Genomic DNA, 19038 nt, shown 5'->3' with positions numbered 1-19038 from the left:
GAAGATCGCCTGGAAGGGTCACGTCCGGCCACCGCCGGAGCGGGTGTGCGCAGGTTTTCGTCACCTCACCCCCGTATCGGCCAAAACCCTTGAGAACAAAGGGCTGCGAGGATTTGGCGGACTTTCAGACCGGAAGCTTTTTGCCCGTTTTTATCCGTAGGTGATAATGCGACGCATTGCCAACTCTTTACGTTGCACGTCCGCAACCTTCGTCGGCTTCGAGCGGTAGTCACGGCGTCCTAGCAACGTTTCCTCCGTCGAAGGAGCAACATGTCCCTCCCCCTGACCCGCAGGATCGCCCGTGCCGCGCTGCTCGTCGCTGCCGGAGCGGCCGCCGGGGTCGGTGCGGCCGGCTCCGCCAGTGCGGCCCCCGCCGCGCTGCCCGCCACTCCGAACCTCGGCGGGCTGACCGCTCTGGACGGGGCGAACGTCGGCAACACGGTGGACGGCGCGACGCAGACCCTGGCCGGGACCGCGGGCAAGACCGGCGGCAAGGCGGTCCAGAAGGCGGTGCCGTCCGCGGGCAAGGCCGTGAAGAAGATGGCGCCGGTCGCGCAGAAGGCGGCGGGCGAGGCCGCGGGCTCCGCCGGGAGCGTCCTCGGCGACACGACGTCCACGGCGACGAAGGGCGGTCTGCCGACCGACTCCGTCACCAAGGGCGGCGGCCTGCCGGCGGCGGGCAGCCTGCCGGTGAAGGGCCTCCCGATCGGCTAGTACCTCGCGCATACGGTGAAGGGGCCCAGGAAAGCCGTCCTGGGCCCCTTCGCCGTATGTCCGCGCCCCTACGCCAGGCGCTCGACCGCCGCCCGCACCCGCTCGTCCGTCGCCGTCAGCGCGACGCGTACGAACTTCTCGCCCGCCGCGCCGTAGAAGTCGCCCGGGGCCACCAGGATGCCGAGGTCGGCCAGGTGGGCGACCGTGGCCCAGCAGGACTCGTCCCTGGTCGCCCACAGGTAGAGGCTCGCCTCGCTGTGCTCGATACGGAAGCCGTGGTTCAGCAGGGCCTCGCGCAGCAGCGACCTACGAGCGGTGTAGCGCTCGCGCTGCTCACGCACGTGCGTGTCGTCGCCCAGGGCCGCCACCACCGCCGCCTGGGTCGGCGCCGGGGTCATCATGCCGCCGTGCTTGCGGATCTCCAGGAGGGGCGCCAGGACGGCCGGGTCGCCCGCGAGGAAGGCCGCGCGGTAACCGGCGAGGTTGGAGCGCTTGGACAGCGAGTGGACGGCCACGATGCCGTCGTAGGAGCCGCCGTTGACGTCGGGGTGCAGGACCGAGACCGGGTCGGCTTCCCAGCCCAGCTCCAGGTAGCACTCGTCGGAGAAGACCAGGATCCCGTGGGACCTGGCCCAGGCGACGATCCTCGTCAGCTCGCCCTTGGACAGCACCTCGCCGGTCGGGTTGGACGGCGAGTTGAGCCACAGGAGCTTCAGACCCGCCGGGTCCAGCTCGGTGGGGTCGTCGTAGACCTCGTACTCGGCGCGGGCGAGGCGGGCGCCGACCTCGTACGTCGGGTAGGCGAGGCGCGGGTAGGCGACCCGGTCGCCGGGGCCGAGGCCCAGCTGGGTGGGGAGCCAGGCGACGAGTTCCTTGGAGCCGACGATCGGCAGGACGTGGCGGTGGGTGACCTCGCGGGCGCCGAGCCGCCGCTCGACCCAGCCGGTGATCGCGTCCCGCAGCGCCGGGGTGCCCCAGACCGTCGGGTAGCCCGGGGAGTCCGCCGCGTCGATCAGGGCCTTCTGCACGAGATCGGGGACCGGGTCGACCGGGGTGCCGACCGACAGGTCGACGATGCCTCCGGGGTGCGCGGCCGCCGTCTTCTTGTACGGCTCCAGCTTGTCCCAGGGGAAGGTGGGAAGGCGGTCGGAGACTGCGGACACGGCGTCGCGCTCACTTTCGGGTCGTACGGGGAACACTTCGGTCCCGCAGGCCACGATCGGGGGCGATCAGGCCGTACGGGACCGAGGCGACACGGAAAGGTGCCGGCTGATCAGGCCTGCGGCGGCAGCGCGGCGATGAACGGGTGGTCCCGCTCGATCAGACCCAGCTTGCTGGCGCCGCCGGGCGAGCCGAGCTCGTCGAAGAACTCGACGTTCGCCTTGTAGTAGTCCTTCCACTCGTCCGGAGTGTCGTCCTCGTAGAAGATTGCCTCGACCGGGCAGACCGGCTCACACGCACCACAGTCGACGCATTCGTCCGGGTGGATGTACAAGGACCGGGAGCCCTCGTAGATGCAGTCGACCGGGCACTCCTCGATGCAGGCCTTGTCCTTCACGTCGACACAAGGCTGCGCGATGACGTAGGTCACGCTGTCGTTCCTCCTCCATAGGGCGCTGGCGGGCCTCCTCAGGCTCCGCCGCCTCGCGCGCGGGAGCGCGGCGTCGTCGATGCCCGCACCTAGTATCTCCGTTCTTGGGCATGATCCGAACAGGAGGGGTGAACTGACCTGTGGAAATCTCCGCCGCGGGCCGTCTCGTCGTCCGCATCTCTGCAGCTGACGTGGGCAAACGGGTATCCGTACGCCACCTTGCCGAAACCGGCGTCACACGGGAGAAGTTCACCGACACGGTGGGTGTTCTCACATCATGGGACGGCGGTGTGCTGATGATCACGCGCCGGGACGGGCAGAGCGTCCGCATAGCGGAATCCGCGCTGGTGGCGGGCAAGGTCGTGGCCGCCGAGCCGGCCCGCCGCCGAGGCCCGGCCGCCTCGTACGAGGAACTGGCCCGGATCGCCGCGCGCGGCTGGCAGCCGGTGGAGAGCGAGCGGCTCGGCGAGTGGGAGCTGCGTGCCGCCTCCGGCTTCACCCGCCGCGCCAACTCCGTCCTCCCGCTCGGCGACCCTGGCCTGCCGCTCGACGAGGCCCTGAGCGCCGTACGACGGTGGTACGGCGAGCGCGATCTGCCGGCGTACATACAGACCGCAACCGGCGCCGCGGGAACCCAGGAGGTGCTGTGCGCGGAGCTGGAGGCGCGCGGGTGGACGCGGGAGGTGACGGCGGAGCTGTGGATCGGGGCGCTGGCGCCGGTCGCCGACCGGCCGTCCGACGATGAGGTGGTCCTGTCCCGGGAGGCCGATGACGCCTGGCTGGCGCGCTACCAGCGCAAGGGGGTGAGCGACGTGGCGCTGAGGGTGCTCGGGAGCGGTCCTTCGGTGTGGTTCGCCACCGTCCCCGGCGAGGACGCGCCGGCCGCGATCGGGCGGTGTGTCGTCGACGGGCGGTGGGCCGGGTTCGCTGCGGTCGAGGTGGATCCCGCGCTACGGCGACGGGGGCTGGCCTCGACGGTGATGGCGGCCCTGGCACAGCGTGCCCTCGACGAGGGAGCGTCGGCCGCCTGGCTCCAGGTCGAGTCGGACAACGCCGGTGCGCGGGCCCTGTACGAGCGGCTGGGGTTCGCCGCGCACCACGCCTACCACCACTACCGCGAGCCGGACGTCTCCGGCGCGGCACGGCGGTAGCGATCGCATCGAAAGGGCACGAGCCTGCTATGCGTCCACCGTTTCCGCCGTCACCCGAACGTTCCGCCGAACTCCGGAGGCGGTTCGCCGAAGAGGCGCGCTCGGAGCGGCCCGACCTGTCCGCGCTGTGCCTGCTCGTGGCGGCACAGGCCGACGGGGCGCTCGACGAGGCCGGGATCGACGCGGCCCAGATCGAACTCGACGCGCTGGCCGGTCAGTTGCCGTTCCGGCCGGGCGGGCCGCGGTCGTGGGCGGTGTCGTTGCGGGAGCTGCTGGGCGACCGCTGTGGGTTCCGGGGGGCGCCTGTCGACTACCAGCGGCTGGAGTCCTCACTGCTGCACGAGGTGCTGCGGCGGCGCAGGGGGCTGCCGATCCTGCTGTCCGTGGTGTGGATGGAGGTGGCCCGGCGGGCGGGGGCACCGGTGTACGGGGTGGCCCTGCCGGGCCACTTCGTGGTCGGGTTCGGGCCGCCGGAGGAGCAGGTGCTGGCCGACCCCTTCGACGGGGGGCGGGTCCTGGCGGGGGCCGACGCCGAGTTGCTGGTGGCGGGGGCCACGGGGGGCTCCTTGGAGCCGTCGATGCTGGTGCCGGCGGAGACGCTGGACGTGGTGCAGCGGATCCTCAACAACGTGCGGGCGTGGGCGACGGCCCGTCCGGAGCGGTCGGACGTGGGGCTGTGGGCCGTGGAGCTGGCCCTGCTGCTGCCGTCGCATCCGGCGCGACTGCGGTACGAGCGGGCGCAGTTGCTGGTGCAGCGGGGTGACTTCGTCGAGGGGGCCGGGGAGTTGGAGGCGTATGCGGGGGTGGTTGCCGCGGTGGACGAGGCCGCGGCGGCTCGTCTGCGACAGCAGGCACAGGCCGCGCGAGCGATGTTGAACTGACGGTTGTGTGGCGTGTGCAACCCGGTGGGGGCTTGTCGCGCCCACGCGGCGGAGCCGCACATGGATACAGCCCCGCGCCCCTGAATGCCCTTACAGCCAGCCCTTTTCTCTTGCGATCCGGACCGCCTCCGCCCTGTTCCGTACCGCCAGCTTCTGGATCGCCGTCGAGAGGTAGTTGCGGACCGTGCCCTGGGAGAGGTGGAGGGTCCGGGCCAGCTCGGCGTTCGTGGAACCGTCCGCCGCCGCCCTCAGGACCTCGCGCTCGCGGTCCGTGAGCGGGTTCGCGCCCTCCGCCAGTGCCGCCGCCGCCAGCGTGGGGTCGATGACCCGCTCCCCCGCCAGTACCTTGCGTACCGCTTCCGCCAGTTGGGCCGCTGGGGCGTCCTTGACCAGGAAGGCGTCGGCGCCCGACTCCATCGCGCTGCGGAGGTAGCCGGGGCGGCCGAAGGTCGTGAGGATGACGAGCTTGACCGCGGGAAGCTCCTTGTGGAGCTGGGCCGCCGCCTCTATGCCCGTCGCGCCCGGCATCTCGATGTCCATGAGGGCCACGTCGATGTCGTGGGCGCGGGCCGCCGCCAACACTTCGTCACCGCGGGCCACCTGGGCGACGACCTCGATGTCGTCCTCCAGACCGAGCAGGGCGGCCAGGGCCTCGCGGACCATCGACTGGTCCTCGGCGAGCAGGACCTTGATCGTGCGGCTCGTCATGACGCGGATCCTACGTCGCCCGCAGCTCCGGCGGGCACCCGGGCGACCAGGCGGAAGCCGCGCCGGGTACCGGTGGCCTCCAGGGTGCCGCCCGCCTTCTCCAGGCGTTCGGTGAGGCCGGTGAGGCCGTTGCCGGGGCCGTTGCCCGAGCCGCCCGAGCCGTCGTCCTCGACGGTGAGTTCCAGCTTCGGCCCGTCGAGGGTCTGGCGGTGCAGCAGCTCCACCGTGCAGCCGCGGGCACCACTGTGCCGTACGACGTTGGTGACCGCCTCGCGCAGCGCCCAGGCGAGGGCCGACTCGCTCTCCTCGGGGACACCCGTGAGGTCGGGTTCGGCGGGCAGGGTGGCGGTGACTCCGGCGGCCGTCAACGCGACCTGGGCGCCCGCCAGTTCCGCGGCCAGGCGGGCACGGCGGTAGCCGGAGACGGCCTCGCGGACGTCCACCAGGGCCTGGCGGCTGACCTGTTCGATGTCGGCGACCTGCTGGGCCGCCTTGTCGGGGTGGGCGGGGAGCATCCGGCCCGCCAGTTCGCTCTTCAGGGTGATGAGGGACAGGGAGTGGCCGAGGAGGTCGTGCAGGTCACGGGCCAGGCGCAGCCGCTCCTCGTTGGCGGCGAGCTGGGCGACCCGGGCCCTGGCCTCCCGCAACTCGATGGTCGTACGGATGAGTTCGCGTACGCCGGTCATCGCGAAGCCGCCGAGCAGGGCCGGGATGAGGAGGGCGCCGATGTAGTCCGAGCCGTCGGCGACGGCCAGGGCGAGGCCCGCCATGAGCGCGGACGCGGCCGGGACGGTCCAGCGGGCGAGCCGCAGCGGCAGGGCCGCGCCGGACGCGATCGACACGTACACGAAGAGGACGAGCCACTCGCGGCCCAGGGTGAGGACCAACAGGGTCGACTCGGCCGAGAGGACCGCGAGCGAGAGGAGCACGAACTCCTGGGCGTTGCGGCGGCCGGTCCTGAACAGCAGGGCCAGGTACCAGGCGACGAAGCCCACGAGGCCGAGCCAGCCGAGGGCCACGGCCACGACACCGTGGCCGCCGTGCAGGAGGTCCGAGACGGGTGCGCTCAGATAGACCAGCCAGATGCCCGTCCACAGCATCTTGACCATCGTCTGCTTGCGGGTCTCCGGGCGCTGCCCGATCCCGACGCCGGTGCCGCTCACGCCTTCAACGTGTCCTTCCGGTACAGCCAGGCCGCGCCGCCCGCGAACAGGACGAAGGAGACGGCCAGGATGGCGATGTCCTGTGCGTGCGGGGCGCGGCTCTGTTCGATGGCCTGCCCGAGGGCAGCGTACGCGTGCGTGGGCAGCCACTTGGCGATGTCCTGGAGCCACTGCGGGAAGGTCGTCGCCGGCATCCACAGGCCGCCCAGCATCGACAGTCCGAAGTAGGTGATCATCGTGATCGGGCGGACCGCGTCGCCGGTGGCGAGGTAGCCGATGGCGACGCCGAGCGCGGCGAACACGAGGCTGCCCGCCCAGATCGCGCCGGTGAGGGCGAGCCACTGCCAGGCGTCCAGGCGTACGTCCTTCACGACCGCGGCGACGACGAACACGACCACGATCGAGGGCAGGCTCACCACGGCCGCGCTCGCGGTCTTGGCGAGGACATAGCCGCGGCCGGGGAGCGTGGTCAGCCTCAACTGCCGTACCCAGCCACCCTCCCGTTCCTTCGCGATGCGCTCGCTGTTGCCCATGAGGACGGCGGTCAGGGCGCCGAAGGAGGCCATCGAGACCATCATGTAGGTCGCGACCGTCAGGCCGGTGCCGTCGACCTTGTCGGTGGTCCCGGAGCCGCCCGCGATGATCAGGAACAGCAGCGACGGGTACAGCACCGAGAAGAACAGGAACTTGCGGTTGCGCAGGGCGCGGACGAGTTCCAGCTTGATCAGGCTGTTCATGACTGCTTGGCCTCCTCGGCCTCGGTGATGGCGACGAAGGCCTGCTCCAGGCCGAGCCCGGCGACTTCGAGGTTGCGGGGGTAGACGCCGAGGCCGTAGACGGCGTGGACGGTCGCGTCGGCGTCGGTCGACTGGATGCGGACGGTCTGGCCGGAGATGTCCACGGATGTGAGGAAGGGCAGCTCGCGCAGGGGCCCTTCGTCGATCGTGCCCTCCAGGTCGAAGGCGATCCTGCGGGCGCCCGCCTTGGCCTTGATCTCGGACGCCGTGCCGTCGGCGAGGAGGCGGCCCCGGTGCAGCACCAGCACCCGGTCGGCGATCGCGTCCGCTTCCTCCAGGTAGTGGGTGGCGAAGAGGACCGTACGGCCCTGGTCGGCCTGTTCGCGCATGGTGGCCCAGAAGGCCTGGCGGGTCGTGACGTCCATGCCGGTCGTCGGCTCGTCCAGGACGATCAGGTCGCTGTCACCGGCGGTCGCGAGGGCGAAGCGAACGCGCTGGGCCTGGCCGCCGGAGAGCTTGTTGACCTTGCGGTCGGCGATCTGGGCGATGCCCGCGCGGGACAACACCTCGGTGGGCCGGTACGGCTTCGGGTGCAGGTCGCAGGCGAGACGTACCAGCTCGGCGACCGTGACCTCGTCCATCAGCCCGCCGCTCTGGAGCATCGCCCCCACGCGCCCGGCGACGATCGCCTCACGCGGGGTGGTGCCGAAGAGGCGGACGCTGCCGCTGTCGGGCTGCTTGAGGCCGAGCAGCAGGTCGAGGGTGGTCGACTTGCCGGCGCCGTTGGGCCCGAGCAGCGCGACGGTCTCCCCCGGCCGCAGGGTCAGGGTCAGTCCGTCGACGGCGCGTACCTCGCCGTATGCCTTGCTCACCTGGTCGAAGGCGACCACCGGGGCTGTCGTTGTCATACGGCCATGGTGGCGTCGCGGGTGCGGTGGCCGGCAGTGTCGGCCGTCCGGAGTGCCGCATGACAGATGTCATGTCTGCGGCACTCCGGTGGCGGTGCGCCGAGCGGTCAGCTCGGGTTCGTGTCGATGACCCCGATGCGCTCGGCCGCCGTCTTGCCACGCAGGGCCTTGCGCAGGGCGGAGGCCACGTCCTCGGGGAGGACGTCACGCTTGCCGCTCGCGCCGTTGATCTGCACGCCCGCGAAGGTGGTGCCGTACGCCTCCTTGAGCGCTTCGAGGTTGTACGTCTCCACGAGCTTGCCGTCGACCGCCTTGAAGCCGAGGATCTTCGGCAGGGACAGCGAGCCGAACTTGATGCTGTGCGTCGCGTCGGTCTTGATGATGACGATCTCGGACATCGCGGGCTCCGCGAAGTCCTTCATCACCCGGTCGACCTCGGCGTTCGAGATCGTCGGCTGCTTGGTCGTCGTCGGGAGCGTGACCGAGCCGGCGGTGCCGGTCTCCACCTGGGTGCGGTACGCGTCCTCGACCGCGGTGGTCGACCTGGCGACGTCGATGCCCTTGCCCGCCTTGCCGTACACGGCGACGGCCTTGCCGTTCTCGAACTTGATCGTGCCGTCGGTAGCCGAGCCGGCGCCGCCCGAGGCGTCCTCCAGGGCCGCCTGGAGCTTCTCCTCGTCGACCGGCATGACCGGGTCGACGACCCGGTGGTTGCCGAAGAGGGAGCCGATGACCGAGATCGGGTTGTAGTCGCTCTTCGCGGCCGCGGCGACCGTGGCCTGGTCGTCGAGCTGAAGCCCGGCCTGGTCCGGCTTGAGGGAGACGGTGTCCCCGCCGACCGACAGCTTGAGCGCCTGGTTCACGCGGTTGCCGAGGGCGTCGTCGAGCTTCTTGACGGCGTCGTCGCGGGTGCCGCCGCCGATGTCCACGCCGAGCACGGTGGTGCCCTTGGGCACGTCGGAGCGGTTCATCAGGAGGCCTGCGCCGTAGGCACCGGCGCCGAGGAGGACCACGGTGCCGCCGACCAGCGCCAGCTTGCTGCGGCCCTTCTTTTTCTTCTTCTTCGACGCGGCAGCCGGGGCTTCCTGCGACGCGGTGTCGGGCAGCTTCGGGGGCGTACGGCCGTCGGTACCCTGCCCGAAGGGGGCGTTCTGGGCGCCTGACGGTACGACCGGCATGCCGCTGGTGACGGTCTGCCCGGAGACGTTGTCCGGGGCGCCGTAGCGGGGAGCGCCCGGTCCGGGGGCGGGCTTCTGCGGGGTGAGGATCGCGGTGTCGTCGCTCAGGCCGCCACCGGGGCCGAGACCGGCGCCGGGAGCACCGCCGGGGCCGGGGGCTCCTGGGCCGCCCGGGCGACCGAGGGTGCCGGAGCCGCCGGCCTGAGCGGACCGGCCTGCCTGAGCGCCTGGGCCGCCCTGGGCACCCGGGCCGACGAGGCCACCGGGAGCACCGGAACCGCCCGGGCCGCCCGGGCCACGGGATCCGCCCGGGGCGCCGGGGCCGCGTGCACCGCTGCCCGGGGCGCCGGGGCCGCCCTGACCGCCGAAGCCGTCGGGGCCGTTGAACGATTCGCCGCCGAAGGGCTCGGCCCTGGCGAAGGGGTCCGGTCCGGCGGGCGGAACGACCGGCCCGTCGCCGGTGACCGGGCCGCCCGTCGGGCCCGCGGGCCCCTGCGTGCCGCCGAAGCCGCCGCCGTAGTCGATCTGGCCGTTCTGGCCGCCTTGGCCGCCGTAGTCGATCTGGCCGTTCTGCCCGCCGGGGCCGCCGGGGCCGACCTGCGAGCCGAAGCCGCCCTGGCCGTTGGGGCCGTCCAGGCCACCCTGGCCGGTGAAACCGCCCTGAGCGTTGTCCCCGCCCGGGCCGCCGGAGCCGTTCTCGGCGAAGTACGGCAGTTCGTCGCGGCGGGGTTCGGTGCCGCGCTGGCCGCCTCCCAGCGGGCCGCCGTTCAGCGCCTCGGTGACGTCGAAGGAGCCGGTGCCGCCGCCGTGGCCCGGAGCGACCGGACCACCCGTGGCACCCGGAAGTCCGGCACCGTTCGTCGCGCCGGAACGGGCACCGCCCGGCACGCTCATGGAACCGACCACCCCGCCGGGGCGCGCACCGCCGTGTCGGGGACCGGCCGCACCGGCACCCGGCGCTCCCGCGCCCGAACCACCCGGCAGACCGGCCCCGTTGGTGGCGCCGCCGCCCGGAGAGCCCTTCGCGGGGCCCGACTTGCGGGGCGCGAACCAGTCGCTCGACTTCTCCTCGGCGGCGGGCGCGGCGGGGTCGGCGGGCAGTTCGACGGTGCCGGTGGTCGAGGAGGGACTCGGCGTCGGCTCCGCGGCCTCAGGACCGCTGTCGCCGGGACTCTCCGTCTCCCCGACGGGCTGACGCACGACGACCGGCGGAATCGGCCGCGAACCGGGGATGTTGATCCGGATCCGGGTCGTCAGCGTGGTCTCGGTCTTGCGTTCCTCCGGCTGCGTGGCCGAACGGCCCGCGTCCGGACCGCCGTCGGAAGCCATGGGCGTCCCGTACGGCGGCGTGCCCGAGGGGTAGGCGGCTCCGCCGCGCCCGTTGGGCCCGGAGGACGGACTGTCAGTTTCACGACTCAAGGCAGGTTCTCCCGGTTGGCTCCGCCGCCCGTTTCGACCTCACTGCTTCGGGCGTCGGCGGCGCGCACCACCATACTGGCCACTTCTGGCCTGTATCCCACGACCGCTGGGGAAACCCACACGGGACTCGCACGCGCGCGAAGCGGAGAAGTGGTACGTCACTTGCCAAGTCGGACGGCGTCGCCGCCCGGTTGCCGCCCTTGCCCAAGGGTGGCGCAGATCACAGCCACAGCCATGCCTCCGAGCAGGAAGAGATAGGAGCCGCTTCCCGCGGCGAAGACGAAGTCGCCTTCCGGCCGACTGGCGGTGAGAAAGATGACGGCGAGCATCCAGCCGCCGGCGGGCGCCACGGCTCCGGCGCGGCTGTCGGCGGCTCGTGCTCCCCCGAGCAGCAGTCCCGCCTCCCCCAGCAGCGCGAGCAGCAGTCCACCCGGGAACCAGCCCCCCTGCACCAGCGCTCCGGCGAGCCCCACGACCGCCCCGAGCACGAAAAGGCCGAGGTAGGCGGCGACCCGTCCGGCGGACGGGCGCTGCAGAGGCTGGGCCAGCATCGACGTACGGTCGCTCATGACGCGCCCTCGATCCCGGAGAACAGGTCGGTCTCCCTGATATCCCCGTGTTCCCCTCTCACCAGTTCGTAGTACTCGGTGGTGAAGAGAGGTTGCGCGAGTTCGTTGGAGAGCGCGAAGTACGCCCCGGACACGTCGATCTGGGTCGCGTGGGCGGCCATCGCGGCGCTCTTTGCGATGGCGTACGCGGTGCCGTCGATCTCGGTGGTGATCCGCTCGTCGTCCACCACACCCGGGACGTCGTCCAGGACGGCGGCCTTGGCGAAGGGGAGGCCGGGCAGGTCGGCGTGGAGCCGGGCGAAGGCCTGCTCGCCGACCGCGCGCGGTACGCGGTTCCAGTAGACCTTCGGGATCCGCCACCCGGCGTCGGCGGCGAGCTCGACGGCGCGCATGGCGACGCGGTGGGCCTGGATGTGGTCGGGGTGGCCGTACCCACCGTGGTCGTCGTAGGTGACGAGGACCTGGGGGCGCGTCTCCAGGATCACCTCGACGAGATACCCGGCCGCCTCGTCGACGTCGGCCTGCCAGAAGCAGGCGGGGTCGTCGTTGTCCGGGAGGCCCGTCATTCCGGAGTCCTGGTAGCGCCCGGCGCCGCCGAGCAGGCGGAAGTCCGCGACGCCCAGCTCACGCATGGCCGCGGTGAGCTCGCCCCGCCGGTGTTCGCCGAGGGCTGCGCCGGTCAGGTGCCGCAGCTCGGGCGGGATGACCTCGCCGAGCTCACCGAGGGTGCAGGTGACCAGGGTCACCTGGGCGCCCTCGGCCGCGTACCTGGCCATGGTCGCGCCGTTGTTGATCGACTCGTCGTCCGGGTGCGCGTGCACCAGGAGAAGACGCCGAGCGGGCTGTTCCGTCATGGCCCCAGCCTACGAGGAGCCACCGACAGTCCCGCTCAGCCGGTGTCAGAACTTGATACTGCCGATCATGCCCGCGATGTTGGTCGTCAGCTCGCTGATCGTCGGTGCGATCGAAGAGGCGGCGAGATAGAAGCCGAGCAGGATGCACACGACGGCGTGCCCGCCCTTCAGTCCCGACTTCTTCACCAACAAGAAGACGATGATCGCCAGCAGCACTACCGCCGAAATTGAGAGTGCCACGGCGGCTCACCTCCAAAGATCCCAAGAGCGCGGGGGGTCGGACCAGGGGGCAGATAAATCCATACAGCAGCCAGCGGATTCATACCCACTATGCGGTAGTGATCATAACTATCCGGGCCTGCGCATCCGTCGGCGCACGGCCGCACAAGGGGGCGCATGGCCAATATGGTCGGGGCATGACGACCGAGCCTGACTCCTTTCCCCGACGGCACGCCCGTACCCAGCGCTTCACGCTCGGCGCGCCGCGCGCGTTCACCGTGGCGCCCGACGGATCGCGTGTCGTGTTCCTGCGCTCGAACTCCGGCACGAACCGGGCCAATTCACTGTGGGTGCTCGACACGGCGGACGGCGGGGAGCGCGTGGCGGCCGACCCCCGCGCCCTCCTGGGCGGCACCGAGGAGCGCCTCTCGCCCGAGGAGCGGGCACGCCGCGAACGCAGCCGCGAGGGCGGTGCCGGCATCGTCGGATACGCCACCGACGCAGCCGTCGAGTTGGCCTCTTTCGCCTTGTCAGGGCGGCTTTTCACGGCGGAGCTGCGGGTCGGCACGGCACGTGAACTGCCCGTCCCCGGGCCGGTGATCGACCCGCGCCCGGCCCCCGACGGACGGCACATCGCGTACGTCGCCCGGGGCTCGCTGCGGGTCGTGGGTGCCGAGGGGGAGGACGACCGGGCGCTCGCCGCCCCGGAGTCGGACCACGTCACCTACGGCCTCGCGGAGTTCATCGCGGCCGAGGAGATGGGCCGGTCACGGGGCTTCTGGTGGTCGCCGCGGTCGGACCGGCTGCTGGTCGCGCGCGTGGACGACACGCCGGTGCGGCGCTGGTGGATCTCCGATCCGGCCCACCCGGAGCGTGATCCACAACACGTGCCGTACCCGGCCGCGGGCACCTCCAACGCGGACGTACGACTGTTCGTGATCGCTCTGGACGGGGTGCGCACGGAGGTCTCCTGGGACCGGAAGCGCTATCCGTATCTGGCCCATGTGCACTGGTCAGCCGCGGGTGCCCCGCTGCTGCTCGTACAAGCGCGCGACCAGCGCAGTCAGCTGTACCTGGCGGTCGACCCGGAGTCCGGCGCGACCCGGATGGTGCACGCGGACGAAGATCCAACTTGGCTGGATCTTTTCCCCGGGGTGCCCTGCTGGAGCCCTTCGGGACAGCTCGTGCGGATCGCCGACGAGGGCGGCGCGCGGGTGCTCGCGGTCGGTGAACGCCCGCTGACCGGACCGCAGTTGCACGTCCGCGCGGTACTCGACGTCGCCGCCGACGACGTGCTGGTCTCGGCCTCGGCCGGCGCGGAGGCCGAGTCCCCGGAGACCGGCCAGGTGCACGTCTACCGGGTGAACGAGCTCGGAGTGGAGCGCGTGTCTCAGGAGACCGGCGTGCACTCGGCGGTGCGCGCCGGGGGCGTGACCGTACTGGTGTCGGCGACGCTCGACCGGCCGGGTACCCGCGCACGGATTCTGCGCGGCGACAAGGAGGCGGCGACTGTCCCGTCGTATGCGGAAGATCCTGGTTTGACCCCGCGCGTGACACTCACCGAGGGGGGCGCACGAAGGATTCCGTGCGCCGTGCTTATGCCGCAGGACTACGCCGGTGACAGCCCCCTTCCGGTTTTGCTGGACCCGTACGGGGGTCCGCACGGGCAGCGGGTGGTCGCCGCGCACAACCCGCACCTGACCTCGCAGTGGTTCGCCGACCAGGGCTTCGCGGTGGTCGTGGCCGACGGCCGGGGCACCCCGGGCCGCTCCCCCGCGTGGGAGAAGGCGGTCCGGGACGACCTCGCGGCGGTCGTCCTCCAGGACCAGGTCGACGCCCTCCGGGCGCTCGCCGAGGACTTCCCTCTCGACCTCTCCCGGGTGGCGATCCGCGGCTGGTCCTTCGGCGGCTACCTGGCGGCCCTCGCCGCACTGCGCCGTCCGGACGTCTTCCACGCGGCGGTGGTGGGCGCCCCGGTCACCGACCTGCGCCTGTACGACACCCACTACCAGGAGCGCTACCTCGGCCACCCGGACGAACAGCCGGCGGTCTACCGGCGCAACTCCCTGGTCGACGACGAGGGTCTGGTCGACGCGGCCGAGCCGCACCGCCCGATGATGATCATCCACGGCCTCGCGGACGACAACGTGGTGGTCGCGCACTCCCTGCGGCTGTCCTCGGCCCTGCTGGCCGCCGGCCGCCCGCACGAGGTGCTGCCGTTGTCCGGCGTGACGCACATGACCCCGCAGGAGACGGTCGCGGAGAACCTGCTGCGGCTTCAGCTGGACTTCCTGAAGCGGTCGTTGGGGATGGCGTAGGCACGGCAGCGGGCCGGGACGACATGGCGCGTCCCGGCCCGCTTACGGCACCCGCACGGCCGTACGTCATAGAGCCTGACGCGTCCGTATATCGGAACCGGGTCAGTCAAGTTGCCTCCGTGTTACTCCGGCTCCTCGGACGGGACGACCTGCTTCTCCTCCGCGAAGTGGCAGGCCGAGTCGTGCGCGGCCGGTCCGCTCACGAGCCGGAACTCCGCCGGCACCGCGAGCGCCGGGACCTCCAGCGCGCAGCGCTCCTGCGCCTTCCAGCAGCGGGTGCGGAAGCGGCACCCGGACGGGATGTTCGTCGGGGACGGCACGTCGCCGGTGAGGATGATCCGCTCGCGGTGCTCGCGGGCCTCCGGGTCTGGCAGCGGCACAGCGGACAGCAGCGCCTGGGTGTAGGGGTGCGTCGGATGGTCGTAGATCTCGGCGTCCCGGCCGATCTCCACGATCCGTCCCAGGTACATCACCCCGACCCGGTCCGAGATGTGCCGGACGATCGACAGGTCATGCGCGATGAAGAGGTACGACAGCTCGAACTCGCTCTGCAGCCGGTCGAGAAGGTTGATCACCTGGGCCTGCACGGACACGTCGAGGGCGGAGACGGGTTCGTCGGCGACGATGACCTCCGGGCGCAGGGCCAACCCCCGCGCGATGCCGATGCGCTGGCGCTGGCCGCCGGAGAACTGGTGCGGATAGCGGTGGATGTACTCGGGGTTGAGGCCGACGACGTCCAGCAGGTCCTGGACCTTCCTGCGCCGGTCGCCCTTGGGTGCCACCTCGGGGTGGATGTCGTACGGCTCCCCGATGATGTCGCCGACCGTCATACGGGGGTTGAGCGAGGTGTACGGGTCCTGGAAGACCATCTGGATGTTGCGGCGGACCGACTTGAGCGCCTTGCCGGAGAGCTTGGTGATGTCCTCGCCCTTGTACTTGATCAACCCTTGCGTGGGCCGCTCGAGGTTGACGAGCATCTTGGCCACGGTCGACTTGCCGCAGCCGGACTCCCCCACGATGCCGAGGGTCTCTCCCTTGTGGAGCGTGAAGTCCACACCGTCGACGGCCTTGACGGCACCGACCTGTTTCTTGAACAGAATGCCCCGCGTCAAGGGGTAGTGCTTGACCAGTCCACCCACTTCCAGGATCGGCTCAACCATTGAGGCACTCCGTCCAGAAGTGGCAGGCACTCGTCCGTCTGTCGTCAACGTCGTACAGAGGTGGTACGTCCGTCCGGCACACGTCCCGGGCCATCGGGCACCGGGGGTTGAACGCGCAACCCGGAGGGATGTTCATCAGGTTGGGCGGCAGTCCCCTGATGGCGTACAGCTCCTGCCCCTTCTGGTCGAGACGCGGGATGGAGTCGAGGAGTCCGCGGGTGTAGGGGTGGGCGGGCGCCTTGTAGATGTCGTGGACGGGGGCCTGCTCGACGATCCGTCCGGCGTACATGACGGCGATCCGGTCGGCCACGTCCGCGACGACACCGAGGTCGTGGGTGATGAGGATGAGCCCCATGTTGTACTCGCGCTGGAGCTCGGCGAGCAGGTCCATCACCTGGGCCTGGACGGTGACGTCGAGGGCGGTGGTGGGTTCGTCGGCGATGATCAGCGCGGGTTCCAGGGCCAGCGCCATCGCGATCATGATGCGCTGGCGCATGCCGCCGGAGAACTGGTGCGGGTAGTCCTTCACGCGCTCCCTGGCGGCCGGGATGCGCACCCGGTCCATCAGCTCGACCGCCCTGGCCCGCGCGTCCTTCTTCGACATGCCCCGGTGCACGACGAACATCTCGCCGAGTTGGTCGCCGACGGAGAGCACGGGATTGAGGGAGGACAGCGCGTCCTGGAAGATCATCGCCATCTGGGCGCCACGGACCCTGCGCCGCTCGTCCTCCTTCAGCTTCAGCAGGTCCTGCCCCTGGAAGAGGATCTCGCCCCCGGTGATCCTTCCTGGAGGCATGTCGAGGATCCCCATGATCGCCTGCGCGGTCACCGACTTCCCGGACCCGGACTCCCCGAGCACCGCGAGGGTCTCCCCCGCGTCCACCCCGTAGTCCACCCCGTTGACCGCCTTGGCCACCCCGTCCCTGGTCCTGAACTCCACGTGCAGATCACGCACTTCGAGCAGCACGGCGATTCACCTCAGCTTCCGGTCGGGGCGTCGCGGGTCGGGAGGGACGTCGGGTCGGCATGAGAAACGTGATCCGGCGGGCGACGGCGTCCCCTTCGACCACACCGACACACGGCACTGCTCCCGCTGGCCCCCCGCCCACCTGACACACACGAACTCCCCCGCACCGCCCATTCCGGCGGCAGTGGCCCCGCCCCCACACCCCACCGAACAGCACGCAGCCGGGCGGCAGAAACGGACGCGGGGACCCCCACCAACGGAACGCCACCGCCGCGCCCCCGGCCCCCACAGCGCGCCGAACCTGCCGCACCGCAACCCCCGGCACCGAGCACCGCTCCCTCCGGAACGGCACCACCGAGCAGCACACAACCAGGCGCCCGCAACCGGCACGAGGCTCCCGCAGCGACGGAGCGCCGCCGCGGGGCCGCCGATGCCACGCCAGGCCGAACACGCCGCACCACGAGCTCTCGGCGCTCCGCGCCGCCCGCCTCGGGCACTGGCTCGTCGGCCAGGACGGAGCCGGGCGGACGTGAGTCCCCCGTCCCGCGGGAACTCCGCCGCAGGCCGGACCCGCCGCACCACGCTCCTCCACCCCGTCGTCACGTCCGTTCACCTCAGCTTCGGGTCGAGGGCGTCGCGGACCGCGTCGCCGAGCATGATGAAGGCGAGGACCGTGACCGCGAGGGCTCCGGCCGGCCAGAGGAGCATGTGCGGGGCGTTGCGGATGTAGGCAGAGGCCGCGGAGATGTCGATGCCCCAGCTGACGGTGGGGGGCTTGAGGCCCACGCCGAGGTACGACAGGGTCGCCTCGAGGGAGATGTAGGTGCCGAGGGCGATGGTGGCGACGACGATCACGGGCGCGACCGCGTTCGGCGTGATGTGGCGGAGCAGCAGACGGGAGTTGGAGGCGCCCAGCGCCCTGGCGGCCTGCACGTAGTCGTTCTGCTTGGCGGTGATGACCGAGCCGCGCGCGATGCGGGAGATCTGCGGCCAGCCCAGCAGCACCATGAACCCGATCACCGGCCACACCGTGCTGCTCGTGACGACCGACAGGAGCACCAGGCCGCCGAGGACCACGGGGATCGCGAAGAAGATGTCGGTGGTGCGGGACAGGATCGAGTCCCAGAAGCCTCCGAAGAACCCGGCGAGGCCGCCGAGGACCGACCCGAGGATCGCGACGCCCAGCGTGGCGCACACGCCGACCGTGACCGACGTACGGGCGCCGTACACCGTGCGCGTGTAGACGTCGCAGCCCTGGCCGTCGTAGCCGAAGGGATGGCCGGGCTGGGAGCCCTCCTGGGCCTTGGAGAGGTCGCACTTGAGGGGGTTGCCCGAGGTGATCAGCGAGGGCCACAGGGAGATGACGACCAAGAAGACGATCACCAGGGCGGAGATGATGAACACGGGGTTGCGGCGCAGGTCGCGCCAGGCGTCGGACCAGAGGGAGCGAGGCCTGTCCTGAGGGCCCGTGGCGTCGGGTCCCTTCTCCAGGGTGGTCGCCTCGCTCACCGCGAGGTCCATCGCACCGCCCGCTCCGGTTCCGGCGATCGCTCCCTCTTGGTCCTGGGATTCAGGCATAGCGGATCCTGGGGTCGAGGACGGCGTACAGGAGGTCGACGAGCAGGTTGGCGACCAGGAAGACCAGGACGAGGACGGTGACGAAGCCGACCACGGTCTGGGTGTTCTGGCGCAGGATGCCCTGGTAGAGCTGGTAGCCGACGCCGTGGATGTTGAAGATGCGCTCGGTGACGATCGCACCGCCCATCAGGGCGCCGATGTCGGTGCCGATGAAGGTGACGACGGGGATGAGCGAGTTGCGGAGCAGATGCCTCACGATGACCCGTTGTCTCGGCAGCCCCTTCGCCACCGCCGTACGGACGTAGTCGGACCGCCGGTTCTCCGCGATGGAGGTACGGGTCAGCCGGGTCACGTACGCCAGGGACACGGAGGCCAGGACCAGGCCCGGCACGATCAGCTCGCCGAAGGTGGCGTCCGTGGACACCGAGGGTTTGATCCAGCCCCATTCGACGCCGAGGAGCAGCTGGAGCAGCAGACCGGTGACGAAGGTGGGGACGGAGATCACGACGAGGGTGAGGAGGAGGACCGAGGTGTCGACGGGCCGGCCGCGCTTGAGTCCGGTGATCACGCCCAGGGTGATGCCGATGACGATCTCGAAGATGATCGCGACGATCGTCAGCCGGATGGTCACGGGGAACGCCGTCGCCATCAGCTCGGTGACCTTCTGGCCGTTGAACGCGGTGCCGAAGTCGCCGGTGAAGACGTGCCCCATGTAGGTCAGGTACTGCTGCCAGACGGGCTTGTCGAGGCCGAACTCCTTCTTGAGCTGGGCGGACGTCGCCGCGTCGCACTGCTTGTCGCCGCACAGGCCCGCGATGGGGTCGCCCATCACGTTCACCATGAGGAAGATCAGCAGAGTGGACCCGATGAACACCGGGATCATCTGGAGCAGGCGCCGGACGACGTACCGTCCCATGGCGGGG

At 71.1% G+C, this 19038-nt stretch carries 18 protein-coding genes; 4 read left to right on the top strand and 14 right to left on the bottom strand.

Annotation, left to right across the window (positions count from 1 at the left end; translation table 11 throughout):
• The first annotated feature begins 270 nt into the window (after positions 1-270).
• The gene (locus tag ABZT93_RS03530) at positions 271-714 is read left to right on the top strand and encodes an ATP-binding protein (protein WP_356098172.1); all 444 of its coding nucleotides are present in this window, start codon (positions 271-273) and stop codon (positions 712-714) included.
• Between the two features lie 68 nt (positions 715-782).
• On the opposite strand, the gene ABZT93_RS03525 is transcribed toward ABZT93_RS03530, so the two are convergent.
• Together ABZT93_RS03525 and fdxA are read right to left on the bottom strand one after the other, a co-directional pair.
• Complete coding sequence (locus tag ABZT93_RS03525) at positions 783-1877, bottom strand: bifunctional succinyldiaminopimelate transaminase/glutamate-prephenate aminotransferase (protein ID WP_356098169.1); 1095 nt, start codon at positions 1875-1877, stop codon at positions 783-785.
• A gap of 110 nt (positions 1878-1987) precedes the next feature.
• Positions 1988-2305 carry a ferredoxin gene (gene fdxA / locus ABZT93_RS03520; RefSeq protein ID WP_007384503.1) on the bottom strand — a complete coding sequence of 106 codons (318 nt, stop codon included), beginning with the start codon at positions 2303-2305 and terminating at the stop codon, positions 1988-1990.
• Positions 2306-2445: 140 nt separating this feature from the next.
• Between fdxA and ABZT93_RS03515 the strand changes: the two genes are divergently transcribed.
• Both ABZT93_RS03515 and ABZT93_RS03510 read left to right on the top strand, forming a co-directional pair.
• A complete protein-coding gene (locus tag ABZT93_RS03515) occupies positions 2446-3456 on the top strand; it encodes a GNAT family N-acetyltransferase (protein WP_356098167.1) in 1011 nt (336 codons plus the stop codon).
• A gap of 29 nt (positions 3457-3485) precedes the next feature.
• Positions 3486-4337 (top strand): transglutaminase-like domain-containing protein, encoded by an 852-nt coding sequence (locus ABZT93_RS03510; protein ID WP_356098164.1) that lies wholly within the window; start codon positions 3486-3488, stop codon positions 4335-4337.
• Positions 4338-4427: 90 nt separating this feature from the next.
• Here the strand turns inward: ABZT93_RS03510 and ABZT93_RS03505 are convergent, their stop codons facing one another.
• The 8 genes from ABZT93_RS03505 to ABZT93_RS03470 form a co-directional block, all read right to left on the bottom strand.
• The gene (locus tag ABZT93_RS03505) at positions 4428-5045 is read right to left on the bottom strand and encodes a response regulator transcription factor (protein WP_356098161.1); all 618 of its coding nucleotides are present in this window, start codon (positions 5043-5045) and stop codon (positions 4428-4430) included.
• Positions 5042-6208: a histidine kinase gene (locus ABZT93_RS03500; protein ID WP_356098158.1), complete on the bottom strand. Its 1167-nt coding sequence runs from the start codon at positions 6206-6208 to the stop codon at positions 5042-5044. The genes ABZT93_RS03505 and ABZT93_RS03500 overlap by 4 nt, the downstream gene beginning before the upstream one ends.
• Complete coding sequence (locus tag ABZT93_RS03495; protein ID WP_356098155.1) at positions 6205-6945, bottom strand: ABC transporter permease; 741 nt, start codon at positions 6943-6945, stop codon at positions 6205-6207. The genes ABZT93_RS03500 and ABZT93_RS03495 overlap by 4 nt, the downstream gene beginning before the upstream one ends.
• Positions 6942-7853, bottom strand: coding sequence for an ABC transporter ATP-binding protein (locus tag ABZT93_RS03490; protein WP_356098153.1), 912 nt, complete (start codon positions 7851-7853; stop codon positions 6942-6944). The genes ABZT93_RS03495 and ABZT93_RS03490 overlap by 4 nt, the downstream gene beginning before the upstream one ends.
• Before the next feature lie 107 nt (positions 7854-7960).
• Positions 7961-10360: a hypothetical protein gene (locus ABZT93_RS03485; RefSeq protein ID WP_356098150.1), complete on the bottom strand. Its 2400-nt coding sequence runs from the start codon at positions 10358-10360 to the stop codon at positions 7961-7963.
• Between the two features lie 248 nt (positions 10361-10608).
• Positions 10609-11019 carry a DUF6113 family protein gene (locus tag ABZT93_RS03480; RefSeq protein WP_356098147.1) on the bottom strand — a complete coding sequence of 137 codons (411 nt, stop codon included), beginning with the start codon at positions 11017-11019 and terminating at the stop codon, positions 10609-10611.
• Positions 11016-11873, bottom strand: coding sequence for an N-acetyl-1-D-myo-inositol-2-amino-2-deoxy-alpha-D-glucopyranoside deacetylase (gene mshB, locus ABZT93_RS03475; protein WP_356098144.1), 858 nt, complete (start codon positions 11871-11873; stop codon positions 11016-11018). Before mshB ends, ABZT93_RS03480 begins: the two co-directional genes overlap by 4 nt.
• 45 nt (positions 11874-11918) lie before the next feature.
• The gene (locus tag ABZT93_RS03470; RefSeq protein ID WP_007384493.1) at positions 11919-12113 is read right to left on the bottom strand and encodes a hypothetical protein; all 195 of its coding nucleotides are present in this window, start codon (positions 12111-12113) and stop codon (positions 11919-11921) included.
• A 176-nt stretch (positions 12114-12289) separates the two neighbouring features.
• On the opposite strand from ABZT93_RS03470, the gene ABZT93_RS03465 reads away from it, so the two are divergent.
• On the top strand, positions 12290-14410 hold the full coding sequence (locus ABZT93_RS03465; protein WP_356098141.1) for a prolyl oligopeptidase family serine peptidase: 2121 nt from the start codon (positions 12290-12292) through the stop codon (positions 14408-14410).
• Between the two features lie 122 nt (positions 14411-14532).
• Here the strand turns inward: ABZT93_RS03465 and ABZT93_RS03460 are convergent, their stop codons facing one another.
• From ABZT93_RS03460 to ABZT93_RS03445, 4 genes are all read right to left on the bottom strand, one after another.
• Positions 14533-15570 carry a dipeptide ABC transporter ATP-binding protein gene (locus ABZT93_RS03460; protein WP_356098138.1) on the bottom strand — a complete coding sequence of 346 codons (1038 nt, stop codon included), beginning with the start codon at positions 15568-15570 and terminating at the stop codon, positions 14533-14535.
• Entirely contained in the window at positions 15563-16537 is a 975-nt protein-coding gene (locus ABZT93_RS03455; protein ID WP_356098135.1) for an ABC transporter ATP-binding protein, read from the bottom strand. Before ABZT93_RS03455 ends, ABZT93_RS03460 begins: the two co-directional genes overlap by 8 nt.
• Positions 16538-17146: 609 nt before the next feature.
• Complete coding sequence (locus ABZT93_RS03450) at positions 17147-18115, bottom strand: ABC transporter permease (protein WP_356098132.1); 969 nt, start codon at positions 18113-18115, stop codon at positions 17147-17149.
• Entirely contained in the window at positions 18108-19031 is a 924-nt protein-coding gene (locus ABZT93_RS03445) for an ABC transporter permease (RefSeq protein WP_356098129.1), read from the bottom strand. The genes ABZT93_RS03450 and ABZT93_RS03445 overlap by 8 nt, the downstream gene beginning before the upstream one ends.
• Between the last annotated feature and the right edge of the window lie 7 nt (positions 19032-19038).

Source organism: Streptomyces sp. NPDC005303, assembly GCF_040607335.1.
Classification (GTDB): Bacteria; Actinomycetota; Actinomycetes; order Streptomycetales; family Streptomycetaceae; genus Streptomyces.
This window is presented reverse-complemented; position numbering and strand designations above follow the sequence as displayed.

Excerpts from the sequence above, each read along its gene's own strand:
- ABZT93_RS03460 (WP_356098138.1), bottom strand. The coding sequence starts at position 15,570 with ATGGTTGAGCCGATCCTGGAAGTGGGTGGACTGGTCAAGCACTACCCC.
- ABZT93_RS03465 (WP_356098141.1), top strand. The coding sequence starts at position 12,290 with ATGACGACCGAGCCTGACTCCTTTCCCCGACGGCACGCCCGTACCCAG.
- ABZT93_RS03495 (WP_356098155.1), bottom strand. The coding sequence starts at position 6,945 with ATGAACAGCCTGATCAAGCTGGAACTCGTCCGCGCCCTGCGCAACCGC.
- mshB (WP_356098144.1), bottom strand. The coding sequence starts at position 11,873 with ATGACGGAACAGCCCGCTCGGCGTCTTCTCCTGGTGCACGCGCACCCG.
- ABZT93_RS03480 (WP_356098147.1), bottom strand. The coding sequence starts at position 11,019 with ATGAGCGACCGTACGTCGATGCTGGCCCAGCCTCTGCAGCGCCCGTCC.
- ABZT93_RS03505 (WP_356098161.1), bottom strand. The coding sequence starts at position 5,045 with ATGACGAGCCGCACGATCAAGGTCCTGCTCGCCGAGGACCAGTCGATG.
- ABZT93_RS03445 (WP_356098129.1), bottom strand. The coding sequence starts at position 19,031 with ATGGGACGGTACGTCGTCCGGCGCCTGCTCCAGATGATCCCGGTGTTC.
- ABZT93_RS03530 (WP_356098172.1), top strand. The coding sequence starts at position 271 with ATGTCCCTCCCCCTGACCCGCAGGATCGCCCGTGCCGCGCTGCTCGTC.
- ABZT93_RS03450 (WP_356098132.1), bottom strand. The coding sequence starts at position 18,115 with ATGCCTGAATCCCAGGACCAAGAGGGAGCGATCGCCGGAACCGGAGCG.
- ABZT93_RS03490 (WP_356098153.1), bottom strand. The coding sequence starts at position 7,853 with ATGACAACGACAGCCCCGGTGGTCGCCTTCGACCAGGTGAGCAAGGCA.
- ABZT93_RS03485 (WP_356098150.1), bottom strand. The coding sequence starts at position 10,360 with ATGGCTTCCGACGGCGGTCCGGACGCGGGCCGTTCGGCCACGCAGCCG.
- ABZT93_RS03510 (WP_356098164.1), top strand. The coding sequence starts at position 3,486 with ATGCGTCCACCGTTTCCGCCGTCACCCGAACGTTCCGCCGAACTCCGG.